This window comes from Bacillus sp. FSL L8-0167 (assembly GCF_038630295.1).
In the GTDB taxonomy this organism is placed as follows: domain Bacteria; phylum Bacillota; class Bacilli; order Bacillales; family Bacillaceae; genus Bacillus; species Bacillus safensis.
In genome coordinates, this window is sequence record NZ_CP152027.1 from 2321315 (window position 1) to 2338416 (window position 17102).

The window sequence follows — 17102 nt, forward strand, 5'->3', positions numbered from 1 at the left end:
AGAGGATGCTTATTTGTTTTCATTATCAGATGGACCTTTTGTCATTTTGCCAAATGAATCTCTCATATCCGTATCAGCATCGATATTCTTAATGTTCATGTAGTCCATGACACCAATATTGCCTTCACGTAATGCTTCAGCCATTGCAAGTGGTACTTCAGCCTCTGCTTCTACGACTTTCGCGCGCATTTCTTCAACTTTCGCACGCATCTCTTGTTCTTGTGCAACAGCCATTGCGCGGCGTTCTTCTGCTTTCGCCTGTGCAATGTTTTTGTCTGCTTCTGCTTGGTCTGTTTGCAGGATCGCCCCGATGTTCTTACCGATATCAACATCTGCGATATCAATTGAGAGAATTTCAAATGCAGTACCTGAATCTAATCCTTTACCAAGAACCGTTTGAGAAATCATATCAGGGTTCTCAAGAACCTTTTTATGATTATCTGATGAACCGATTGTAGAGACAATCCCTTCACCTACACGGGCAATAATTGTTTCTTCCCCTGCACCACCGACAAGTCGGTCGATGTTTGCACGAACTGTAATACGTGCTTTTGCTTTGACTTCAATCCCGTCCATCGCAACACCAGAGATAAATGGTGTTTCAATGACTTTAGGGTTTACACTCATTTGAACTGCTTCAAGTACATCACGGCCTGCTAGGTCGATGGCTGCACAGCGGGCAAAGTTCAATTCGATATTCGCGCGTTGAGCTGCAATTAATGCGTTCACAACTCGGTCCACGTTACCACCTGCAAGATAGTGGCTCTCCAGCTGGTTAATCGTCACATCAAGACCTGCTTTATGTGCTTTGATGAGCGGGTTGACCACTCGGTTTGGAATCACTCGGCGCAGTCTCATTCCTACAAGTGTAAAAATGCTCACTTTTACGCCAGCCGCTAGGGCAGAAATCCACAGCATCACCGGTACAAAAGTGAAAAAGATCGATAGAACAATCAAACCTGCTGCGATAATCACAAATAATAGTAAAGTAGATGGATCCATTTTATTCCTCCTCTAAAATCAGTATATCTATACTTTCCTCACGACAATGCGTGAGCCTTCCGCTTTCACAATTTTTACTTGTTCATCTTTATCGATAAATGCACCTTCTGACACAACATCAATGCGCTCATCTCCAAGTACGATCGTACCAGATGGACGAAGTGCAGTGGCTGTCACTGCGATTTGTCCAACAAGATCCTCTCTTGTTTCATTTGAGACATAACCGCTTTCCTTATTGGTTGAATCGGTTAAAATGAACTTTTTAAAGAATTTCATACGTTTCCCCAACACCTTTGTCAATAAAATAACTGCTATGGTTGAAACAGCAGTGGCAATCAAGATGGAAATCGCCATTTCTGTAAAGCTTCCAGCTGCTAAAAATAAGCTGACAACGACACAGATCAGTCCAATGACACCTACGATTCCCCCTGGCAAAAACAATTCCAGAATGATGAGTGCAATCCCTGCTAAAAACAGGAACAACGTCTCATATCCTGCAAAACCTGCCACGAGATGACCATAAAAGAATAGAAGAAGCGCTGTCACTCCCATGGTGCCCGGGACCCCAAAGCCAGGAGAATAGAGCTCAACAACTAACCCTAAGCTTGCAATGGATAAAAGGATTGGAATGACAATTGGGTGCGTAAGAAAACGCGCAACCTTTTCAGCAAAGCTCACTTCATCGTATTGAACAGAAGCGTCTTGTAATTTCAGCTTCTGAAGCAAGTCATCCATATTTTTTGCTTCCCCTTCTGCATACCCGAATTGAAGCGCACGGTCTGTATTGAAGGTGAGCAATTCTCCTTTTGGTGCACCGGCTTCTTTTGCGTCTATATCTACATCTGCCATGGCAAGAGCATACTTTGGATCACGCCCCTGCTTTTCGGCAGCATCACTCATTTCAGCAAGCCATAGAGATTCAGATTTTTGATCGGCAGCATTGCCTTCTCCATCGATGATCGCAGCAGCCCCCATCTTTCCATTCGGGGTCATATAAATTTGATCGGCATTTAGCGCGATGAAGGCCCCTGCTGAAAGCGCTCTATGATTGACAAACGCTGTCACTGGGATATCGGAAGCACGAATCGTATCTGCGATCTCAAGCGCTGCATCAACTGCACCACCTGGTGTATTGATGTCGAGAATAATATGCTTCGCCCGTTCCGACTTTGCCTGCTCAAACGATCGTTCAATGAATTTAGAAAGTCCTTTTTCTACTGTATCTTCAATTGGGATAACATGAACTTTCTGATCTGCTGATTTCGCGGTCAATTGAACCCCTAATAACAAGCATATTATAAAACAACTGAAGAGAGCAATAGAAATTTTTATTTTTTTCATCTATTTGGTGATCCCTCCTCTCTTTCTTCCATTTTACCGTTCCTTTACATACGTTACAAATGTATCATAGGTTTCATTTTTATATGACAGAATCACGAGGGCATAAAAAAAGTATCCTTCTAACAATAGAAGGATACTTTTTATTGAGACAGCTGCTCGCTGACAAGTCTGTTAATGACAGCTCCATCAGCTTTACCTTTTACTTTTGGCATAATAGCGCTCATGACTTTACCCATGTCAGCCTTCGAGGAAGCACCTGTTTCAGCGACCGTTTCTTTCACGATCGTTTGCAGTTCTTCTTCAGAAAGCTGTTCAGGTAAATAAACGTCTAATATGTCAATCTCTTTTTGAACTTTATCTACTAAATCTAAGCGATTAGCTTTCGAAAATTCACGGAGGGAGTCTTTACGTTGCTTAATCTCGCGGGAAAGGACGGTTAGTTCCTCATCGCCGGTCAAACTGTCTTTCTTAAGCTTAATTGCTTCATTTTGCAGCGAAGCCTTTACCATACGAATGACAACAAGCTTGTCTTTCTCACGGTTTTTCATCATAAGCTTCATATCAGAATTTAATTGCTCAAGAAGACTCATAAAATCCACCCTCTTTAGAATTTACGTTTTCTAGCAGCTTCAGACTTTTTCTTACGCTTTACGCTAGGCTTTTCATAAAATTCACGCTTTCTTGCTTCTTGCAATGTTCCAGTTTTGGATACACTGCGTTTAAAGCGACGAAGAGCATCTTCAAGCGATTCGTTTTTTCTAACGACCGTTTTTGACATTCTCTTTCCCTCCCTCCGAATACACCAATCGACTGCATTAAAAAAAGATATACATGCAAAACATGTACCTAGACATTATAATATAAGCCTAGTGTGAGGTCAACTAAGTGATTTGGAAATATATTTTCGTCATGAGCAGGTAGACAAGTCCATATATTCATTGGTAAGAGGAGGACTTTTCTATGATGGCGATCATTTATTTTTGTGCACTTATTTTCATTTTTTTATGGTCAATGGGTTTGCTGAGAAAAGGATTAATGGCGCTTGCGTCGTCTCGTATTGAGAAATCACTTCTTCTCTTTACAGATCACCCGGTCAAAGCATTCTTGGTCAGCATTGTGTTTACAGGGGTTCTACAAAGCAGTTCTGCTTTTATGGTCATCGTCATTGGCTTTGTCAGTACTGGCATTCTCTCTTTTAAAAAATCGATCCCAATGATTCTTGGAACCAATATCGGCTCCACGTTTACGACAGAATTTATCGCCATTAAAATGGACGTATTCATGTGGGTTTTGATCATAGCCGGTCTTGTATGCATTCTTTTTGGCAGGACATCTTTTAGACATGCAGGAAAAAGTTTATTTGGGCTCGGGATGATCTTTTTTTGCATACAAGGCTTTTCAAAAATTGCAGGGATGATGACAAGCCAGCCTGAGACATTGCGTTTTCTTGAAATGATGCAGCATTCAGACTGGACAGCGCTGCTTTCGGGTACCATTTTCACAGCAATTGTTCATTCGAGCTCAGTCTGTATCGGTATTTTAATGGGATTTATGAATGAAGGAACTGTGGCACTTCAGGAAGGCATCAGCTTTGTGTTGGGGTCCAATATTGGGACATGTATTACGGCTGTGATGGCTGCGATATCCGGCGGCTACGCAGCACGTCAAACGGCTTATGCACACGTCGTGTTTAATGTGCTTGGGGTTCTTTTATGCCTGCCGTTTCTCGCCCTGATTACAGAGGTTGTCGCCCTTCTCGCAAGCTCTCCTGCCCAGCAGATTGCGCATTTCAGCCTGCTGTTTAATGTGGCAAGCTCTCTCCTCTTCTTTCCGTTCATACGCCCTTTTCACAGATTGATCTTGTGTCTCATGCCGAATCAGTCAAAATAAAAAAACCGGCTTGCCCTTTTGGCTGCCGGTTTTTTTATCTATTATGAGGTCATTCTCACTTTGTCTGGCTGCACATCATCGCTGATGCGAACGAATTGTCCTTCGTTATAAGGATAGCCCGCTTTCGTAATTTTCACTTTGACCAGACGGCCGATCATGTCCTCTGTCCCTTCAAAAACAACTTTCATGTAGTTATCGGTATAACCAACATAAAGATTGTGGTTTCCTTCTTGTTCTTTGAAGGATTCTTCCGGAATAATCTCTAGCACATCACCTTCGTATGCTGATGCATACTCTTTCGCAAGCTGGTCAGAAAGAGCGATCAAACGGTGGACACGTTCGTTTTTCACATTCTCATCCACTTGATCTTCCATTCTTGCAGCAGGGGTACCTGTACGTTTGCTGTAAGGGAATACATGCAGCTCAGAGAATTGATGATCTTTGACAAAATTGTACGTTTCCAAGAACTCTTCTTCTGTTTCCCCAGGGAATCCAACGATTACATCAGAGGTGACAGCAAGTCCCGGCAATGCTTTTTTCAGCTTTGTTAAACGCTCTGCAAAGAATTCCATCGTATATTTACGGCGCATTCTTTTCAGCACAGTATTTGAGCCAGATTGAAGCGGGATGTGTAAGTGTCTGACAATTTTATCTGACTGATCAAGCACTTCAATCACTTCATCTGTAATTTGACTTGCTTCAATAGATGAAATACGGATTCGTTTTAAGCCAATAACACGTTCATCTAATTCTCTCAGAAGCTTTGCAAAGTTATAATCCTTTAAGTCTTCTCCGTATCCGCCTGTGTGAATACCTGTCAGCACAATTTCTTTATAGCCCGCATCAACAAGCTGCTGCGCTTGGTTGATGACCTCTTCTGGATCACGAGAACGAAGAAGTCCGCGTGCCCAAGGAATAATGCAGAATGTACAGAAATTGTTACAGCCTTCTTGGATTTTTAATGAAGCGCGCGTTCTGTCTGTGAAGGCAGGAACATCAAGTTCTTCAAACACACGTGCTTTCATGATATTGCCAACCCCGTTGATCGGCTGTCTTTCTCTGCGGTATTCTTCAATATAGCCTAGTAATTTATGTCTGTCCTGTGTTCCAACCACAATATCAACACCAGGAATCGCCATGATTTCTGCTGGTGATGTTTGCGCATAGCAGCCTGTTACACAAATGACACCATCCGGGTTATGGCGAATGGCTCTTCTAATGACTTGGCGGCTTTTCTTATCGCCTGTATTCGTGACCGTACATGTATTAATGACATATACGTCTGCTTTTGATTCATACTCTTTTCTTTCATAGCCAGCTTCTTTAAACAGCTGCCAGATCGCCTCTGTCTCATAGTGGTTGACCTTACAGCCAAGTGTATGGAACGCTACTGTTCCCATCATGATTCACCTCTTAATAACTCTGTTTGATAAGATATAGCAGAAAGCGCATATAAAGGAGCAGTTTCTGTTCTTAAAATGCGTGGTCCAAGCCCGCAAATGACTGCACCAAGCGTTTCAAGCTCTTCAATCTCCTTTTCTGCCAAACCGCCTTCAGGGCCAAAAACCACTAGCAAGGTTTGTCCGCCTTTCATCTGTTGAAGCACAGTTTGAAAGCGGCTTTGCTCTCCTTCTTTCGATGATTCTTCGTATGCAACGACACATTTATCGAATTCACCAGCTAATTGCGTCAGCTCTTTAAACGTTGATACTGAATAAACACGGGGAATGATATTCCGGTAGGACTGTTCGGCTGCTTCTTTCGCGATTTTCTCCCAGCGCTCTCGTTTTTTATGGGATTTTTTTTGGTCAAGCTTTGTAATAGAACGAGCCGCTTGAAACGGAATAAAAGCACTTGCGCCAAGCTCTGTGCCTTTTTGGATAATGAGCTCAAGCTTATCTCCTTTTGGAAGACCGCTTGCAATCGTCACCCTAATCGGAAGTTCTCTGTCTTGATTTGTCCAGCTTTCAAGGTGGCAAATCACTTCTTCCTTTGTTATTGTATCAATTTTACTGAGCGCTTCAAAGCCGTCTGTTGTTAAACAAAGGATTTCCTGCCCTGCTTTCATCCGCATGACATTGGAAAGATGATGTACATCTTCACCTTTTATAACGATGGCTCCCTTTAACGTCACTTCTTCTTTCGTGAGGTCGATAAAATATCGTTGCATACGTGTCCTGACACCTACTCGCTTTATTTTTTCGCTATAATGCTGACCCAATCTTCCATTGACAGCACTTCAACAATGTCAAAACCCGCCTCTTCTAATGCTGTTTTGACCTGTAATTTCTTTTGTCCAATGATGCCTGATGTAATGAAATAGCCATCTTTCTTCAATAGGTCATAGGCTTGATCTGTAAAGCGCAAAATCACTTCTGCCAGAATGTTGGCGACAATCACATCACGCTCACCTGAAATTCCATCAAGCAAATTGTTTTGTTTGACCGTCACTTGGTTACTTACACCATTTAATTCGATGTTTTGCTTCGCACTTTCTACCGCAACGGTGTCGAGATCAAAGGCTTGAATGTCCTTTGCACCAAGCATCGCTGCTGCCACACTTAGAATTCCAGAGCCTGTTCCAACATCAATCACCGTATCGTTTTCCTTCACGTAGCGCTCAAGCGCCTGAATGCAAAGGACGGTTGTTGGATGCGTACCTGTTCCAAATGCCATTCCAGGGTCCATTTCAATAATCAGTTCATCAGAATGAACTGGTGTATATTCTTCCCACGTTGGAACGATGGTGAATTTTTCAGAGATTTTCACAGGATGATAGTATTTCTTCCATGCGGTTGCCCATTCTTCTTCATTTACTTCACAAATTGACAGTGTATTGCGCCCAAGGTCAATATCGTATAGAAGAAGGTTGTTGATGGCTTCTTTGATCTCATCTACCGTTTCCATCAAAAAGCTGTTCATTGGAAGATAGGCTTTCACAATGACACCTTCATCTGGATAGTCATTCGGATCGAGCTGGTAGATCTCACCGTATACATTTTCACGTTCCTTGACTAAATCAAGCGGGTCCTCAATCACGACACCACTTGCACCTGCTTCATGCAAAATATTGGTGATCGGTTCCACCGCTTCATTTGTTGTATGGACGCTAATTTCTGACCACTTCAATACTACCAACTCCTTATCCGTCTTACTCGCCTTTAAATGCGCGTTTTACCTTATCGAAAAAGCTCATTTCTTGTTCGTCTGGTTTATTTCCGCTCACTTCAGCAAATTTTCTAATGATATCTTTTTGATTGTCTGTTAAATTTGTCGGTGTGACGACACGTACAACGATATGCTGATCGCCTTGGCCGTAGCCGCGTACATTTTTCACACCTTTTCCTTTGAGTCTAAACTTCGTGCCAGTTTGAGTGCCAGCAGGAACTTTTAATTTTACTTTTCCGTGTAATGTCGGCACTTCAATTTCGTCACCTAATGCAGCCTGCGCAAAGGTAAGCGGCATCTCGCAGTAAATGTCATCTCCATCACGTTCGAAGAATTCATGCGCACGCACATGGAATACAACGAATAGATCGCCTGGAGGTCCTCCATTTACGCCTGGTTCACCTTGCCCAGACACTCTGAGCTGCTGGCCATCATCAACACCTGCAGGGATCGTCACGTTAATTTTCTTACGCTTACGCACTTTGCCAGAGCCGCCGCATGTTGAACATTTATGATCAATTTGTTTCCCTGTTCCGCTGCAGTAGTTACATACTCTGCGGTTGACCACTTTACCAAACGGAGTGGATTGCTCAACATTTAATTGACCAGAACCGCCGCAATGTGAACAGGTTTTTGCCTGCGTACCAGGCTTTGCACCTGATCCATGACATGTCTCGCAAGATTCTTCACGAGGGATTTCAATGGTTGCTTCTTTTCCAAATGCCGCTTCTTCAAACGAAAGCGTCATTGTATATTGCAGGTCCGCTCCTTGGCGCGGTGCATTTGGATCTCTTCTTCTGGCTCCGCCGCCAAAAATACTAGAGAAGATGTCATCAAAGCCGCCGAAGCCGCCAAAGTCTCCTCCTCCGCCAAAACCGCCGCCGCCAAAGCCTTGGTTTGGATCGGTATGACCGAACTGGTCATAATGCGAACGTTTTTGATCATCAGAAAGGGTTTCATAGGCTTCTTTTACTTCTTTGAATTTCTCATCTGAGCCAGCTTCTTTATTAATATCAGGGTGATACTTTTTTGAAAGCTTGCGGTATGCCTTTTTGATTTCGTCCTTTGAGGCGCTCTTACTTACGCCAAGCACTTCATAGTAATCACGCTTACTCATCTCTTCACACTCCCGATTTTCTCACATAAATACGATTGTATCATTTTGATTTAACCTTTTTCAATTCCTTTCATCGTTGAAAAGAAAAAAAGTCAAAGCCAAGAGATCCTGACTTTGACTTTCTGACGAGTACGTTTCAGCAGTCCTTTTCAAAAGTAAAGGTGATTATTTTTTCTCTTGATCGTCGTTTACTTCTTCGTATTCTGCATCCACTACATTGTCATCTGCTTTTTGAGCACCTTCAGCGCCTTCTTGCTGAGCTTGTGCTTGTTTTGCAGCTTCTTCATAGAGCTTTGTCGTTAATTCTTGAACGATTGTTTGCAGCTCATCTTTTTTCGCTTTGATGTCTTCAAACTCGCCTTTTTCGATCGCAGCTTTTAGCGCATCTTTCGCGTCATTTGCTTTTTTCACTTGCTCTTCATCGATTTTGCCTTCTAGATCTTTTAATGTTTTTTCAGTTGTGAACACTAATTGATCTGCTTCGTTGCGCACTTCGATTTCTTCTTTTTTCTTCGCATCTGCTTCAGCATTTTCTTCTGCTTCTTTGACCATTTTTTCGATCTCATCATCAGAAAGACCTGAAGAAGATTTGATTGTGATGTTTTGCTCTTTGCCTGTACCCATATCTTTCGCACGTACGTTGACAATACCGTTTTTATCGATATCAAAAGATACTTCGATTTGCGGTACGCCGCGTGGTGCCGGCGGGATATCAGTCAATTGGAAGCGGCCTAATGTTTTGTTATCTGCAGCCATTGGGCGCTCACCTTGCAGGACATGGATATCTACAGCTGTTTGGTTGTCAGCAGCTGTTGAGAATACTTGAGATTTACTTGTTGGAATTGTTGTATTGCGTTCAATCAGCTTCGTGAATACGCCGCCCATTGTTTCAATTCCTAAAGAAAGTGGTGTTACGTCAAGAAGAACAACGTCTTTGACATCTCCTGTGATCACTCCACCTTGGATGGCTGCACCAAGTGCAACTACTTCATCAGGGTTTACACCTTTATGAGGCTCTTTGCCTGTTTCTTTTTTGATTGCTTCTTGTACTGCAGGAATACGAGTTGATCCACCAACAAGGATGACTTTATCAATCTCACTAGCAGATAAACCAGCATCTTTCAGTGATTGACGTACAGGTGTCATTGTACGCTCTACAAGATCTGCAGAAAGCTCTTCAAATTTAGCACGCGTTAACGTTAATTCAAGGTGAAGAGGACCTGCTTCTCCAGCTGTGATAAATGGCAGTGAGATTTGTGTAGAAGATACACCAGAAAGATCTTTTTTCGCTTTTTCAGCAGCATCTTTTAAACGCTGAAGCGCCATTTTATCTTTAGAAAGATCAATGCCATTTTCTTTTTTGAATTCAGCCACTAGGTGATCAATGATGACTTGGTCAAAATCGTCTCCACCTAGACGGTTGTCCCCAGCAGTTGAGCGCACTTCAAAGACGCCGTCTCCAAGCTCAAGGATCGATACGTCAAATGTACCGCCGCCAAGGTCGTATACAAGAATCGTTTGATCTTCTTCTGTTTTATCTAAACCATATGCAAGTGCAGCTGCTGTTGGTTCGTTGATGATACGTTCTACTTCAAGACCAGCAATTTTACCAGCATCTTTCGTTGCTTGACGTTCTGCATCGTTGAAGTAAGCAGGAACTGTGATAACAGCTTTTGTTACTTCTTCGCCAAGATAGCCTTCAGCGTATGATTTAAGATGCTGAAGAATAATCGCAGAGATTTCCTGCGGCGTGTAGTTCTTGCCTTCAACTTCTACTTTATAATCAGTACCCATATGTCTTTTAACAGACATGATCGTGTTCGGGTTTGTAATTGATTGACGTTTTGCTACTTCACCCACTTGGCGCTCTCCGTTTTTAAAAGCGACAACAGATGGTGTTGTACGTGCTCCTTCAGCGTTAGCAATGACTTTTGGCTCGCCGCCTTCAAGTACTGCAACACATGAGTTTGTTGTTCCTAAGTCAATCCCAATGATTTTACTCATATTCGATGACCTCCCATTATGTAGTTATTGATTTACTTTTACCATTGATGGACGAATAACTCGGTCTTTGAGTTTATAGCCCTTTTGCAATTCTTCTACAACGATATTTGAATCGTAGTTTTCATCTTCAACTTGCATGACGGCTTGATGAAGGTTTGGATCGAACTCTTTGCCGACAGCTTCAATTGGTTCTACGCCTTCATTTTTCAACGCTTCTACCAGCTGGCGGTAAACCATTTGCATTCCTTCTAACAAACTTTTCGTCTGCTCATTGTCTGGATCAATTCCAAGCGCTCTTTCAAAGTTATCAAGAGCTGGGAGAAGATCACTGACAACATGTTGAGAACGATATTTTTGCACGGTCTCCACTTCAGTTCGAGCACGGCGTTTATAGTTTTCAAAATCTGCTTGAACACGCAGAATTTTGTTTTCTTTTTCATCTAGAAGCTGCTGCAATTCATCGATTTTTTCTTGGAAGGCAGACTGTTCATCATTTGTTACTTCCTCAGTATCTGCTTGAACTGCTTCTTCTTGTGCTTCAACCTCTGCTTCTTGCTCAGGTGTCTGTTTTTCTTCTGACATTGTGTTCACCTCCCTCAAAAGATTCAAAAATACGAAGGGGCTGTGCCCCTATCTTTTATCACCCTACTCATCATACAAATTGGAAAGTGCGTTTGACAAGTCTTTTGATACATGATGCAAGAGACTGACAACCCGCCCATAATCCATACGGGTTGGACCAATGACGGCAATGGAGCCGAGTGATTTTTGATCAATCGAATAAGTAGCTGTGATTAGGCTACAGTTCTCCATCGCTTCCAAATTGTTTTCTGAACCGATTTTAATGGTGATTCCTTGCTGATTTGGATGAAACAGCTGCATGACATCATTCTTTTGCTCAATAAGCATCATGAGTGAGCGGATGCGGTCAATGTCATGAAACTCCGGCTGATTCAACATATTAATCTTCCCGCCAAAGAAAAGTTTTGATTCATTTTGAGTCGATGTAAATGTATTGCCGAGCGCATCTAAAATATGATCATAATCTTTTAAATGCGTACGAAGAAGCATCACAACTTCTTTATACATTCTGTCCTTCAGCTGATCCATCGGGACTCCGGCTAGGCGGCTGTTTAAAATATTCATCAGCTTCTCAATATCGGAGACATCGAGATGCTCAGAGAAGGTAATGGTTTTGTTTTCAACATGTCCGCTGTCTGTAATCATGATCGCCACTGCTTTGTTTGGCTGAACAGGGACAAGCTGAATTTGCTTTAATCGATTTTCACTTAGCTTTGGACCAAGCACAATCGATGTATAGTTTGTGAGATCTGATAAAATTTCCGCCGATTTTTGAACTGTCTTTTCCAGCTCAAAAATTTTCTCCTGAAAGGCCGACTGGATGAGCACAAGCTCTTTAGACGACAGTTTTCGCGGAGAGAGCAAATGATCTACATAATAACGATATCCTTTTTCGGAAGGAATTCTTCCTGATGAAGAATGGGTCTTTTCAATAAAACCAAGTTCCTCCAAATCAGCCATTTCGTTTCTAATCGTCGCAGAGCTGAATGTAATGTCTTCTTTTTTAGAAAGAGTCCTTGATCCAACTGGCTGCGCCGAACGAATAAAGTCATTAATGATGACTTGCAGAATCAAAAGCTGACGATTTGTTAACATCATCATCACCCCTGTTAGCACTCTCTTTCAACGAGTGCTAATTGTATAAACAAAATTACCAAACTCAAATTAAAATGTCAATTATAACTCACCGAGAAACGCTTGAAATACTTCATTGCCTAACAATTTTCCTTTTCTTGTTAAACGTATCCCCATGTCATCTTTTACAATGAGGCCTTTTTCTTCTAAATCTTCAAGAACAGTGGAAAAAAGTGCTTCTGGTGCAGCACCATATTTTGCTTGGAAATCAGCGCTTTTCACCCCTTCGATTTTTCGAAGACCCAAAAACATTTCTTCTTCTATTTGCTCTGCTTTTGTGACCTGATGTGTTTCCTTATACGGGAACCCAGTTTGGTCAATCAGCTCCAAATAATGTTTCACCGGCCCTGCGTTCACATTTCGGATGCCATCTACATACCCGTGTGCGCCTGCACCAAAACCAAAGTAATCTTCATTGCTCCAATAAGTCAGGTTATGCTGGCTTTCAAAGCCAGGTTTGGCGTAATTGCTAATTTCGTACTGCTTTAATCCATGGCGCTCCATTTCATCCATCACAAGCTCATACATTTCAGCCTCACGTTCTTGCGGCGGTAAATGAAGTTTTCCTTTTTGCATTAAGTTGTAAAAAACGGTTTTCGGCTCGACGATGAGTGAGTAAACCGAATAATGCTCTGCCCCCAGCGAGAAAGCCGTCTCAAGTGAATTCATCACATGATGCTTTTCTTGATGCGGCAAGCCAAACATGAGATCAAGGCTAATATTGTCAAATCCAACCGCTCTAGCTCGCTCAAAGGATGTAAGGACATCCTTCTTTTGATGAACTCGTCCAATTTTCTTGAGCAAATCGTCTTCAAAAGTTTGAACGCCAAAGCTCAGCCGATTCACGCCGGCTGCTTTAAGCACATGCAGTTTCTCAAGCGATAATTCGTCTGGGTTTGCTTCTACTGCAAATTCAATCAGGTTTTTTGTCGGCCTTAATACGCTGTGAATGCTGTTCATGAGCTGGTCTAGCTGACTGACAGTCAGTGATGTCGGGGTTCCCCCGCCAATAAAAATCGTCTTTAGTTCCTGCTCGCCTTTTTGCTCGATCGTGTGCTGCATCTCTTTCTCAAGAGCGGCTAAGTATTCGTCGACTGGCTGCGTTTTGATGAAAAATTTATTGAAATCACAATAGTGGCAAATATGCTCACAAAATGGAATATGAATGTATGCTGCTTTCATTTGTTGACACCTTCTTTACAGGTAAAGAGCCGCAGTTTATCGCTGCGGCGTCTTTGTTTGTTATCGACTATAAACGTCAAGGCAGACATTGTAAAGCAGGCAGCCTTGAGGATGTTATTTTTTTGGTGTGCTGTCGTCCATCTTCAGCACGGCCATAAATGCTTCTTGCGGGACTTCAACAGAGCCCACTTGCTTCATGCGCTTTTTCCCTTCTTTTTGCTTCTCAAGAAGCTTTCTTTTCCGGGAAATGTCTCCACCATAACATTTAGCAAGTACGTTTTTACGCATCGCTTTAATGGTGGAACGAGCAACGATTTTTTGACCGATTGCTGCTTGAACCGGTACTTCAAAGTGCTGGCGTGGAATCAATTCTTTTAGCTTTTCTACGATGATCTTGCCTCGTTCATATGCATAATCACGGTGAACAATAAAGGAAAGGGCATCGATTTTTTCGCCATTCAGCATGATATCCATCTTCACCAGCGTCGAAGGACGATAGCCAATCAGCTCATAATCAAAGGACGCATAGCCTTTTGTGTTGGACTTTAGCTGATCAAAGAATTCGTATACGATCTCTGCCAAAGGAATTTCGTACACAATGCTCACGCGGTTCGCATCAAGATACTGCATATCAATGAAATTCCCGCGTTTTCCTTGGCAAAGCTCCATCACAGAGCCTACATAGTCATTCGGCACCATCATTGTGGCTTTTACATACGGTTCTTCAATTCGCTCAATCTTTTGCGGATCAGGCAGATTGGATGGGTTATCTACGACGATTTTTTCTCCATCTGTCATATATACATCATAAATAACACTTGGCGCTGTCGTAATCAGATCAATTTTAAATTCACGTTCAATCCGTTCTTGGATGATTTCCATATGAAGCATTCCAAGGAAGCCGCAGCGGAAACCGAAGCCAAGTGCTTGGGATGTCTCTGCCTCATATTGAAGTGAAGAATCATTTAATTCAAGCTTTTCTAACGCTTCTCGTAAATCGTTGTATTTCGCTGTATCAATCGGATAAAGTCCGCAGTATACCATTGGGTTTAGCTTTCTGTATCCTGGAAGTGCTTCTTTCGCAGGGTTCTCCGCGCTTGTGATCGTATCCCCTACACGTGTATCACCGACATTTTTAATTGCAGCGGTTAAGTAGCCAACATCTCCAACGGTGAGTTCGTCTGTTGGCATGGCTTTTGGTGTGAAAACGCCCACTTCTAGTACTTCAAATTCTTTCCCCGTCGCCATCATTTTAATTTTCTGACCAGGTCTGACGGTTCCTTCAACAATTCGTATGTACGCAATAACGCCGCGATACGCATCGTAAAGAGAATCAAAAATAAGGGCTTGAAGTGGTGCTTCTGGATCTCCAGCGGGAGCCGGCACCTTTTCAACGATTTGTTCTAAAATATCCTCGATTCCAATACCCGCCTTAGCAGAGGTGAGAACAGCTTCAGACGCATCCAACCCGATGACATCTTCAATTTCTTCTCTTACACGCTCAGGCTCTGCACTTGGCAGATCGATTTTGTTGATAATCGGAAGAATTTCTAAGTTGTTATCAAGAGCTAAATAAACGTTCGCAAGTGTCTGTGCTTCAATTCCTTGTGCTGCATCTACTACGAGAATCGCACCCTCACAAGCAGCTAGGCTTCGAGATACCTCATAGGTGAAGTCGACATGCCCTGGTGTATCAATCAGGTGCATGATATATTCTTCTCCATCCTTCGCCTTATACTTCAGCTGGACAGAGTTTAATTTAATCGTTATGCCGCGTTCACGCTCTAAATCCATGGAATCAAGCAATTGTTCTTTCATTTCTCGCTGCGTAATCGCCGCCGTTTTTTCCAAAATACGGTCCGCCAATGTGGATTTCCCATGGTCAATATGGGCGATAATGGAGAAATTTCGAATTCTTGATTGCCGTTCTAATCGTTTTTCTTTATCTGTCACAATCTATCACTCCTACTATAAAACGCGGGTTGCGCTAGGTTAGATTATATCAATAGGGCTGTAAAGATTCAATCGAAATCAAGAAAAGCCGCTTATTGGTCAGCGGCTTTGATCAAAAGGGTGATATCTCATGAAATTCGCTTATTTCCCATTCACCCAATCATAAAGAGAACGGGCTGCATGTGTCATGCCATCAGACAGGGCTTTTCCTGCCTTGGAAAAGGCATTAAAGCCCTCTATTTCCTCCAGCTGTTTTTGTTTTTCGGCAAGATCCTTTTCTGTAACAGCCGTTCCTAAGATAGAAGCTTCCTTCTCTTCATTGTCGTTCATTTGAATGGAGAAAGCTCCTTTTAATTGCGGATCATGGTAGCCCTTCATTTGCAGCATGCCATTATTCGCTTGCTGCATTCCTAAAAAGACACCAAACAGCAAGACCAATCCTAAAATAATGGTTTTTCCAATAAATGAGCCCATATCCGTCACCACCTTAAGAGCGTTTTTTCTCATCCTTTGCTTTGCCGTCAACCTTTTCCGCGTCCCAGAAAATGTCGCTGAATACATCAGCTGCCGCATTGGATGCATTTCTCAATTCTTCCATATTATTATCTACTCCACCAAATTCTAAAAGAAGGGCTTTGTCGGATAAATCTTGATTATAGATTCCATTATCGCCAATTTCTCCTTTGGCAAACACACCGACACTAAGACCTTTATATTTTTTCTCCATCAAATGGTGGAACTCTGTCGCAAGCTTTAAGTTTTTCTCATAGCTTTGATTCTTCTTCCCAACAACAAACGCAATTCTCGCATATTTTTTCCCTTTGATTTCGACAGTCGTATCTTTCTTTCTTCTTGAGTCCCGGTGAATATCAATTAAATAATCGAGGTCATCATTTTTCGCTAAGGCTTCTTTCACGACCAATCTTGATTCATTATAAGACTGCGGATACTTTAATCCTTTTTTTAACAGTCTTTTTTCAATTTCCGTTTTGTCGACTGTATTGCCGATTCCTTGCTGATCAAGCGCCTTTCCAAACATGTCGCCGACAAGGGTGACATTCACTTTTGAGTGCCGTGCATTATTTGGATTCGTTTCTCCTTTTAAAAATGGTAAATATGATTCCGTATTATGTGTGTGATAAATGTACACAGCTTTTCGTTTTCCTGTTGACCGGTCCGGTTCTTTGGCAGGCTTTTTCGGCGTATCATCATCGAGCTTGTCCAGCTCAGCCAAATTTGCTTCTTTTTCATCTTGGATTACTTCACTAGGCGGCGGTGATTCCATTGGCATGTTGGTATAATCTGTTCCTTCACCCGCTAAGATGATTTTTGTATCAAAATGTTCAAATCCTGGGAGCTCTCTTCCTAGGAAACTGCGCGGGTCTTCTAAATTAATACTGGTTGCAAGCTTCAGTGACAGCCCAGAGAAATGAAATCCTTTTTGAGCTTCTGGAACTGCTGAGGCGAAATATTGGTTTTCCATGCCCATTAATGTGGCAAAAAATGCGCCAGAGAGCTCATCTGCTACACCATATAACGAGGCTTGCGGCCTCAGCTCGGGTTTTAAAGAGGTCAAAGCCCCTGATATCACAAACACCACAACAAGAGAGGCAATAAATAAGAAGATGCTTTTTACTACTTTCGTTCCATTAATCGCAACGACCAACTGTCGAGGACGGCGGGGTCTTTTTTTCATGATTTACTCCCTCCAGCACGCTTTCTAGTAATT

The 17102-nt window shown here is 42.3% G+C and carries 16 protein-coding genes; 1 reads left to right on the forward strand and 15 read right to left on the reverse strand.

The features are described 5' to 3' along the window. Nucleotides 1-9: 9 nt before the first annotated feature. The 4 genes from floA to rpsU form a co-directional block, all read right to left on the reverse strand. Nucleotides 10-1002 (reverse strand): flotillin-like protein FloA, encoded by a 993-nt coding sequence (gene floA, locus MHB66_RS11980; protein WP_024423026.1) that lies wholly within the window; start codon nucleotides 1000-1002, stop codon nucleotides 10-12. A 27-nt stretch (nucleotides 1003-1029) separates the two neighbouring features. Continuing rightward, nucleotides 1030-2343 (reverse strand): nodulation protein NfeD, encoded by a 1314-nt coding sequence (locus MHB66_RS11985; RefSeq protein ID WP_034280117.1) that lies wholly within the window; start codon nucleotides 2341-2343, stop codon nucleotides 1030-1032. Between the two features lie 140 nt (nucleotides 2344-2483). After that, nucleotides 2484-2933 (reverse strand): GatB/YqeY domain-containing protein, encoded by a 450-nt coding sequence (locus tag MHB66_RS11990; protein WP_034280115.1) that lies wholly within the window; start codon nucleotides 2931-2933, stop codon nucleotides 2484-2486. A gap of 14 nt (nucleotides 2934-2947) precedes the next feature. Next, entirely contained in the window at nucleotides 2948-3121 is a 174-nt protein-coding gene (rpsU, locus tag MHB66_RS11995) for a 30S ribosomal protein S21 (RefSeq protein ID WP_003152957.1), read from the reverse strand. A gap of 182 nt (nucleotides 3122-3303) precedes the next feature. On the opposite strand from rpsU, the gene MHB66_RS12000 reads away from it, so the two are divergent. Next, nucleotides 3304-4233 carry a Na/Pi symporter gene (locus tag MHB66_RS12000; RefSeq protein ID WP_046311814.1) on the forward strand — a complete coding sequence of 310 codons (930 nt, stop codon included), beginning with the start codon at nucleotides 3304-3306 and terminating at the stop codon, nucleotides 4231-4233. 41 nt (nucleotides 4234-4274) lie between these two features. On the opposite strand, the gene mtaB is transcribed toward MHB66_RS12000, so the two are convergent. From mtaB to MHB66_RS12055, 11 genes are all read right to left on the reverse strand, one after another. Further along, nucleotides 4275-5633 carry a tRNA (N(6)-L-threonylcarbamoyladenosine(37)-C(2))-methylthiotransferase MtaB gene (gene mtaB, locus MHB66_RS12005; protein WP_024423030.1) on the reverse strand — a complete coding sequence of 453 codons (1359 nt, stop codon included), beginning with the start codon at nucleotides 5631-5633 and terminating at the stop codon, nucleotides 4275-4277. After that, nucleotides 5633-6403, reverse strand: a complete 771-nt coding sequence (locus MHB66_RS12010; protein WP_024427953.1) for a 16S rRNA (uracil(1498)-N(3))-methyltransferase — start codon at nucleotides 6401-6403, stop codon at nucleotides 5633-5635. Before MHB66_RS12010 ends, mtaB begins: the two co-directional genes overlap by 1 nt. A gap of 23 nt (nucleotides 6404-6426) precedes the next feature. Next, entirely contained in the window at nucleotides 6427-7362 is a 936-nt protein-coding gene (gene prmA, locus MHB66_RS12015) for a 50S ribosomal protein L11 methyltransferase (RefSeq protein ID WP_046311816.1), read from the reverse strand. Between the two features lie 22 nt (nucleotides 7363-7384). Then, nucleotides 7385-8518 (reverse strand): molecular chaperone DnaJ, encoded by a 1134-nt coding sequence (gene dnaJ, locus MHB66_RS12020; protein ID WP_024427952.1) that lies wholly within the window; start codon nucleotides 8516-8518, stop codon nucleotides 7385-7387. Between the two features lie 165 nt (nucleotides 8519-8683). Beyond that, nucleotides 8684-10522 (reverse strand): molecular chaperone DnaK, encoded by a 1839-nt coding sequence (gene dnaK / locus MHB66_RS12025; RefSeq protein ID WP_041086261.1) that lies wholly within the window; start codon nucleotides 10520-10522, stop codon nucleotides 8684-8686. A gap of 24 nt (nucleotides 10523-10546) precedes the next feature. Next, on the reverse strand, nucleotides 10547-11104 hold the full coding sequence (gene grpE, locus MHB66_RS12030; protein WP_024423035.1) for a nucleotide exchange factor GrpE: 558 nt from the start codon (nucleotides 11102-11104) through the stop codon (nucleotides 10547-10549). Between the two features lie 63 nt (nucleotides 11105-11167). Next, nucleotides 11168-12199, reverse strand: coding sequence for a heat-inducible transcriptional repressor HrcA (hrcA, locus tag MHB66_RS12035; protein ID WP_003217350.1), 1032 nt, complete (start codon nucleotides 12197-12199; stop codon nucleotides 11168-11170). 81 nt (nucleotides 12200-12280) lie between these two features. Next, nucleotides 12281-13420 carry a radical SAM family heme chaperone HemW gene (gene hemW, locus MHB66_RS12040; protein WP_046311818.1) on the reverse strand — a complete coding sequence of 380 codons (1140 nt, stop codon included), beginning with the start codon at nucleotides 13418-13420 and terminating at the stop codon, nucleotides 12281-12283. Nucleotides 13421-13534: 114 nt separating this feature from the next. After that, nucleotides 13535-15373 (reverse strand): translation elongation factor 4, encoded by a 1839-nt coding sequence (lepA, locus tag MHB66_RS12045; RefSeq protein ID WP_024423038.1) that lies wholly within the window; start codon nucleotides 15371-15373, stop codon nucleotides 13535-13537. Nucleotides 15374-15514: 141 nt separating this feature from the next. Then, nucleotides 15515-15847 (reverse strand): YqxA family protein, encoded by a 333-nt coding sequence (locus tag MHB66_RS12050; RefSeq protein WP_024423039.1) that lies wholly within the window; start codon nucleotides 15845-15847, stop codon nucleotides 15515-15517. Nucleotides 15848-15860: 13 nt separating this feature from the next. Then, on the reverse strand, nucleotides 15861-17069 hold the full coding sequence (locus tag MHB66_RS12055; RefSeq protein WP_046311822.1) for a stage II sporulation protein P: 1209 nt from the start codon (nucleotides 17067-17069) through the stop codon (nucleotides 15861-15863). Nucleotides 17070-17102 lie beyond the last annotated feature (33 nt).

Coding starts and splice junctions, on each gene's coding strand:
- floA (WP_024423026.1), bottom strand. CDS start 1,002: ATGGATCCATCTACTTTACTATTATTTGTGATTATCGCAGCAGGTTTG.
- MHB66_RS11985 (WP_034280117.1), bottom strand. CDS start 2,343: ATGAAAAAAATAAAAATTTCTATTGCTCTCTTCAGTTGTTTTATAATA.
- MHB66_RS11990 (WP_034280115.1), bottom strand. CDS start 2,933: ATGAGTCTTCTTGAGCAATTAAATTCTGATATGAAGCTTATGATGAAA.
- rpsU (WP_003152957.1), bottom strand. CDS start 3,121: ATGTCAAAAACGGTCGTTAGAAAAAACGAATCGCTTGAAGATGCTCTT.
- MHB66_RS12000 (WP_046311814.1), top strand. CDS start 3,304: ATGATGGCGATCATTTATTTTTGTGCACTTATTTTCATTTTTTTATGG.
- mtaB (WP_024423030.1), bottom strand. CDS start 5,633: ATGGGAACAGTAGCGTTCCATACACTTGGCTGTAAGGTCAACCACTAT.
- MHB66_RS12010 (WP_024427953.1), bottom strand. CDS start 6,403: ATGCAACGATATTTTATCGACCTCACGAAAGAAGAAGTGACGTTAAAG.
- dnaJ (WP_024427952.1), bottom strand. CDS start 8,518: ATGAGTAAGCGTGATTACTATGAAGTGCTTGGCGTAAGTAAGAGCGCC.
- dnaK (WP_041086261.1), bottom strand. CDS start 10,522: ATGAGTAAAATCATTGGGATTGACTTAGGAACAACAAACTCATGTGTT.
- grpE (WP_024423035.1), bottom strand. CDS start 11,104: ATGTCAGAAGAAAAACAGACACCTGAGCAAGAAGCAGAGGTTGAAGCA.
- hrcA (WP_003217350.1), bottom strand. CDS start 12,199: ATGTTAACAAATCGTCAGCTTTTGATTCTGCAAGTCATCATTAATGAC.
- hemW (WP_046311818.1), bottom strand. CDS start 13,420: ATGAAAGCAGCATACATTCATATTCCATTTTGTGAGCATATTTGCCAC.
- MHB66_RS12050 (WP_024423039.1), bottom strand. CDS start 15,847: ATGGGCTCATTTATTGGAAAAACCATTATTTTAGGATTGGTCTTGCTG.
- MHB66_RS12055 (WP_046311822.1), bottom strand. CDS start 17,069: ATGAAAAAAAGACCCCGCCGTCCTCGACAGTTGGTCGTTGCGATTAAT.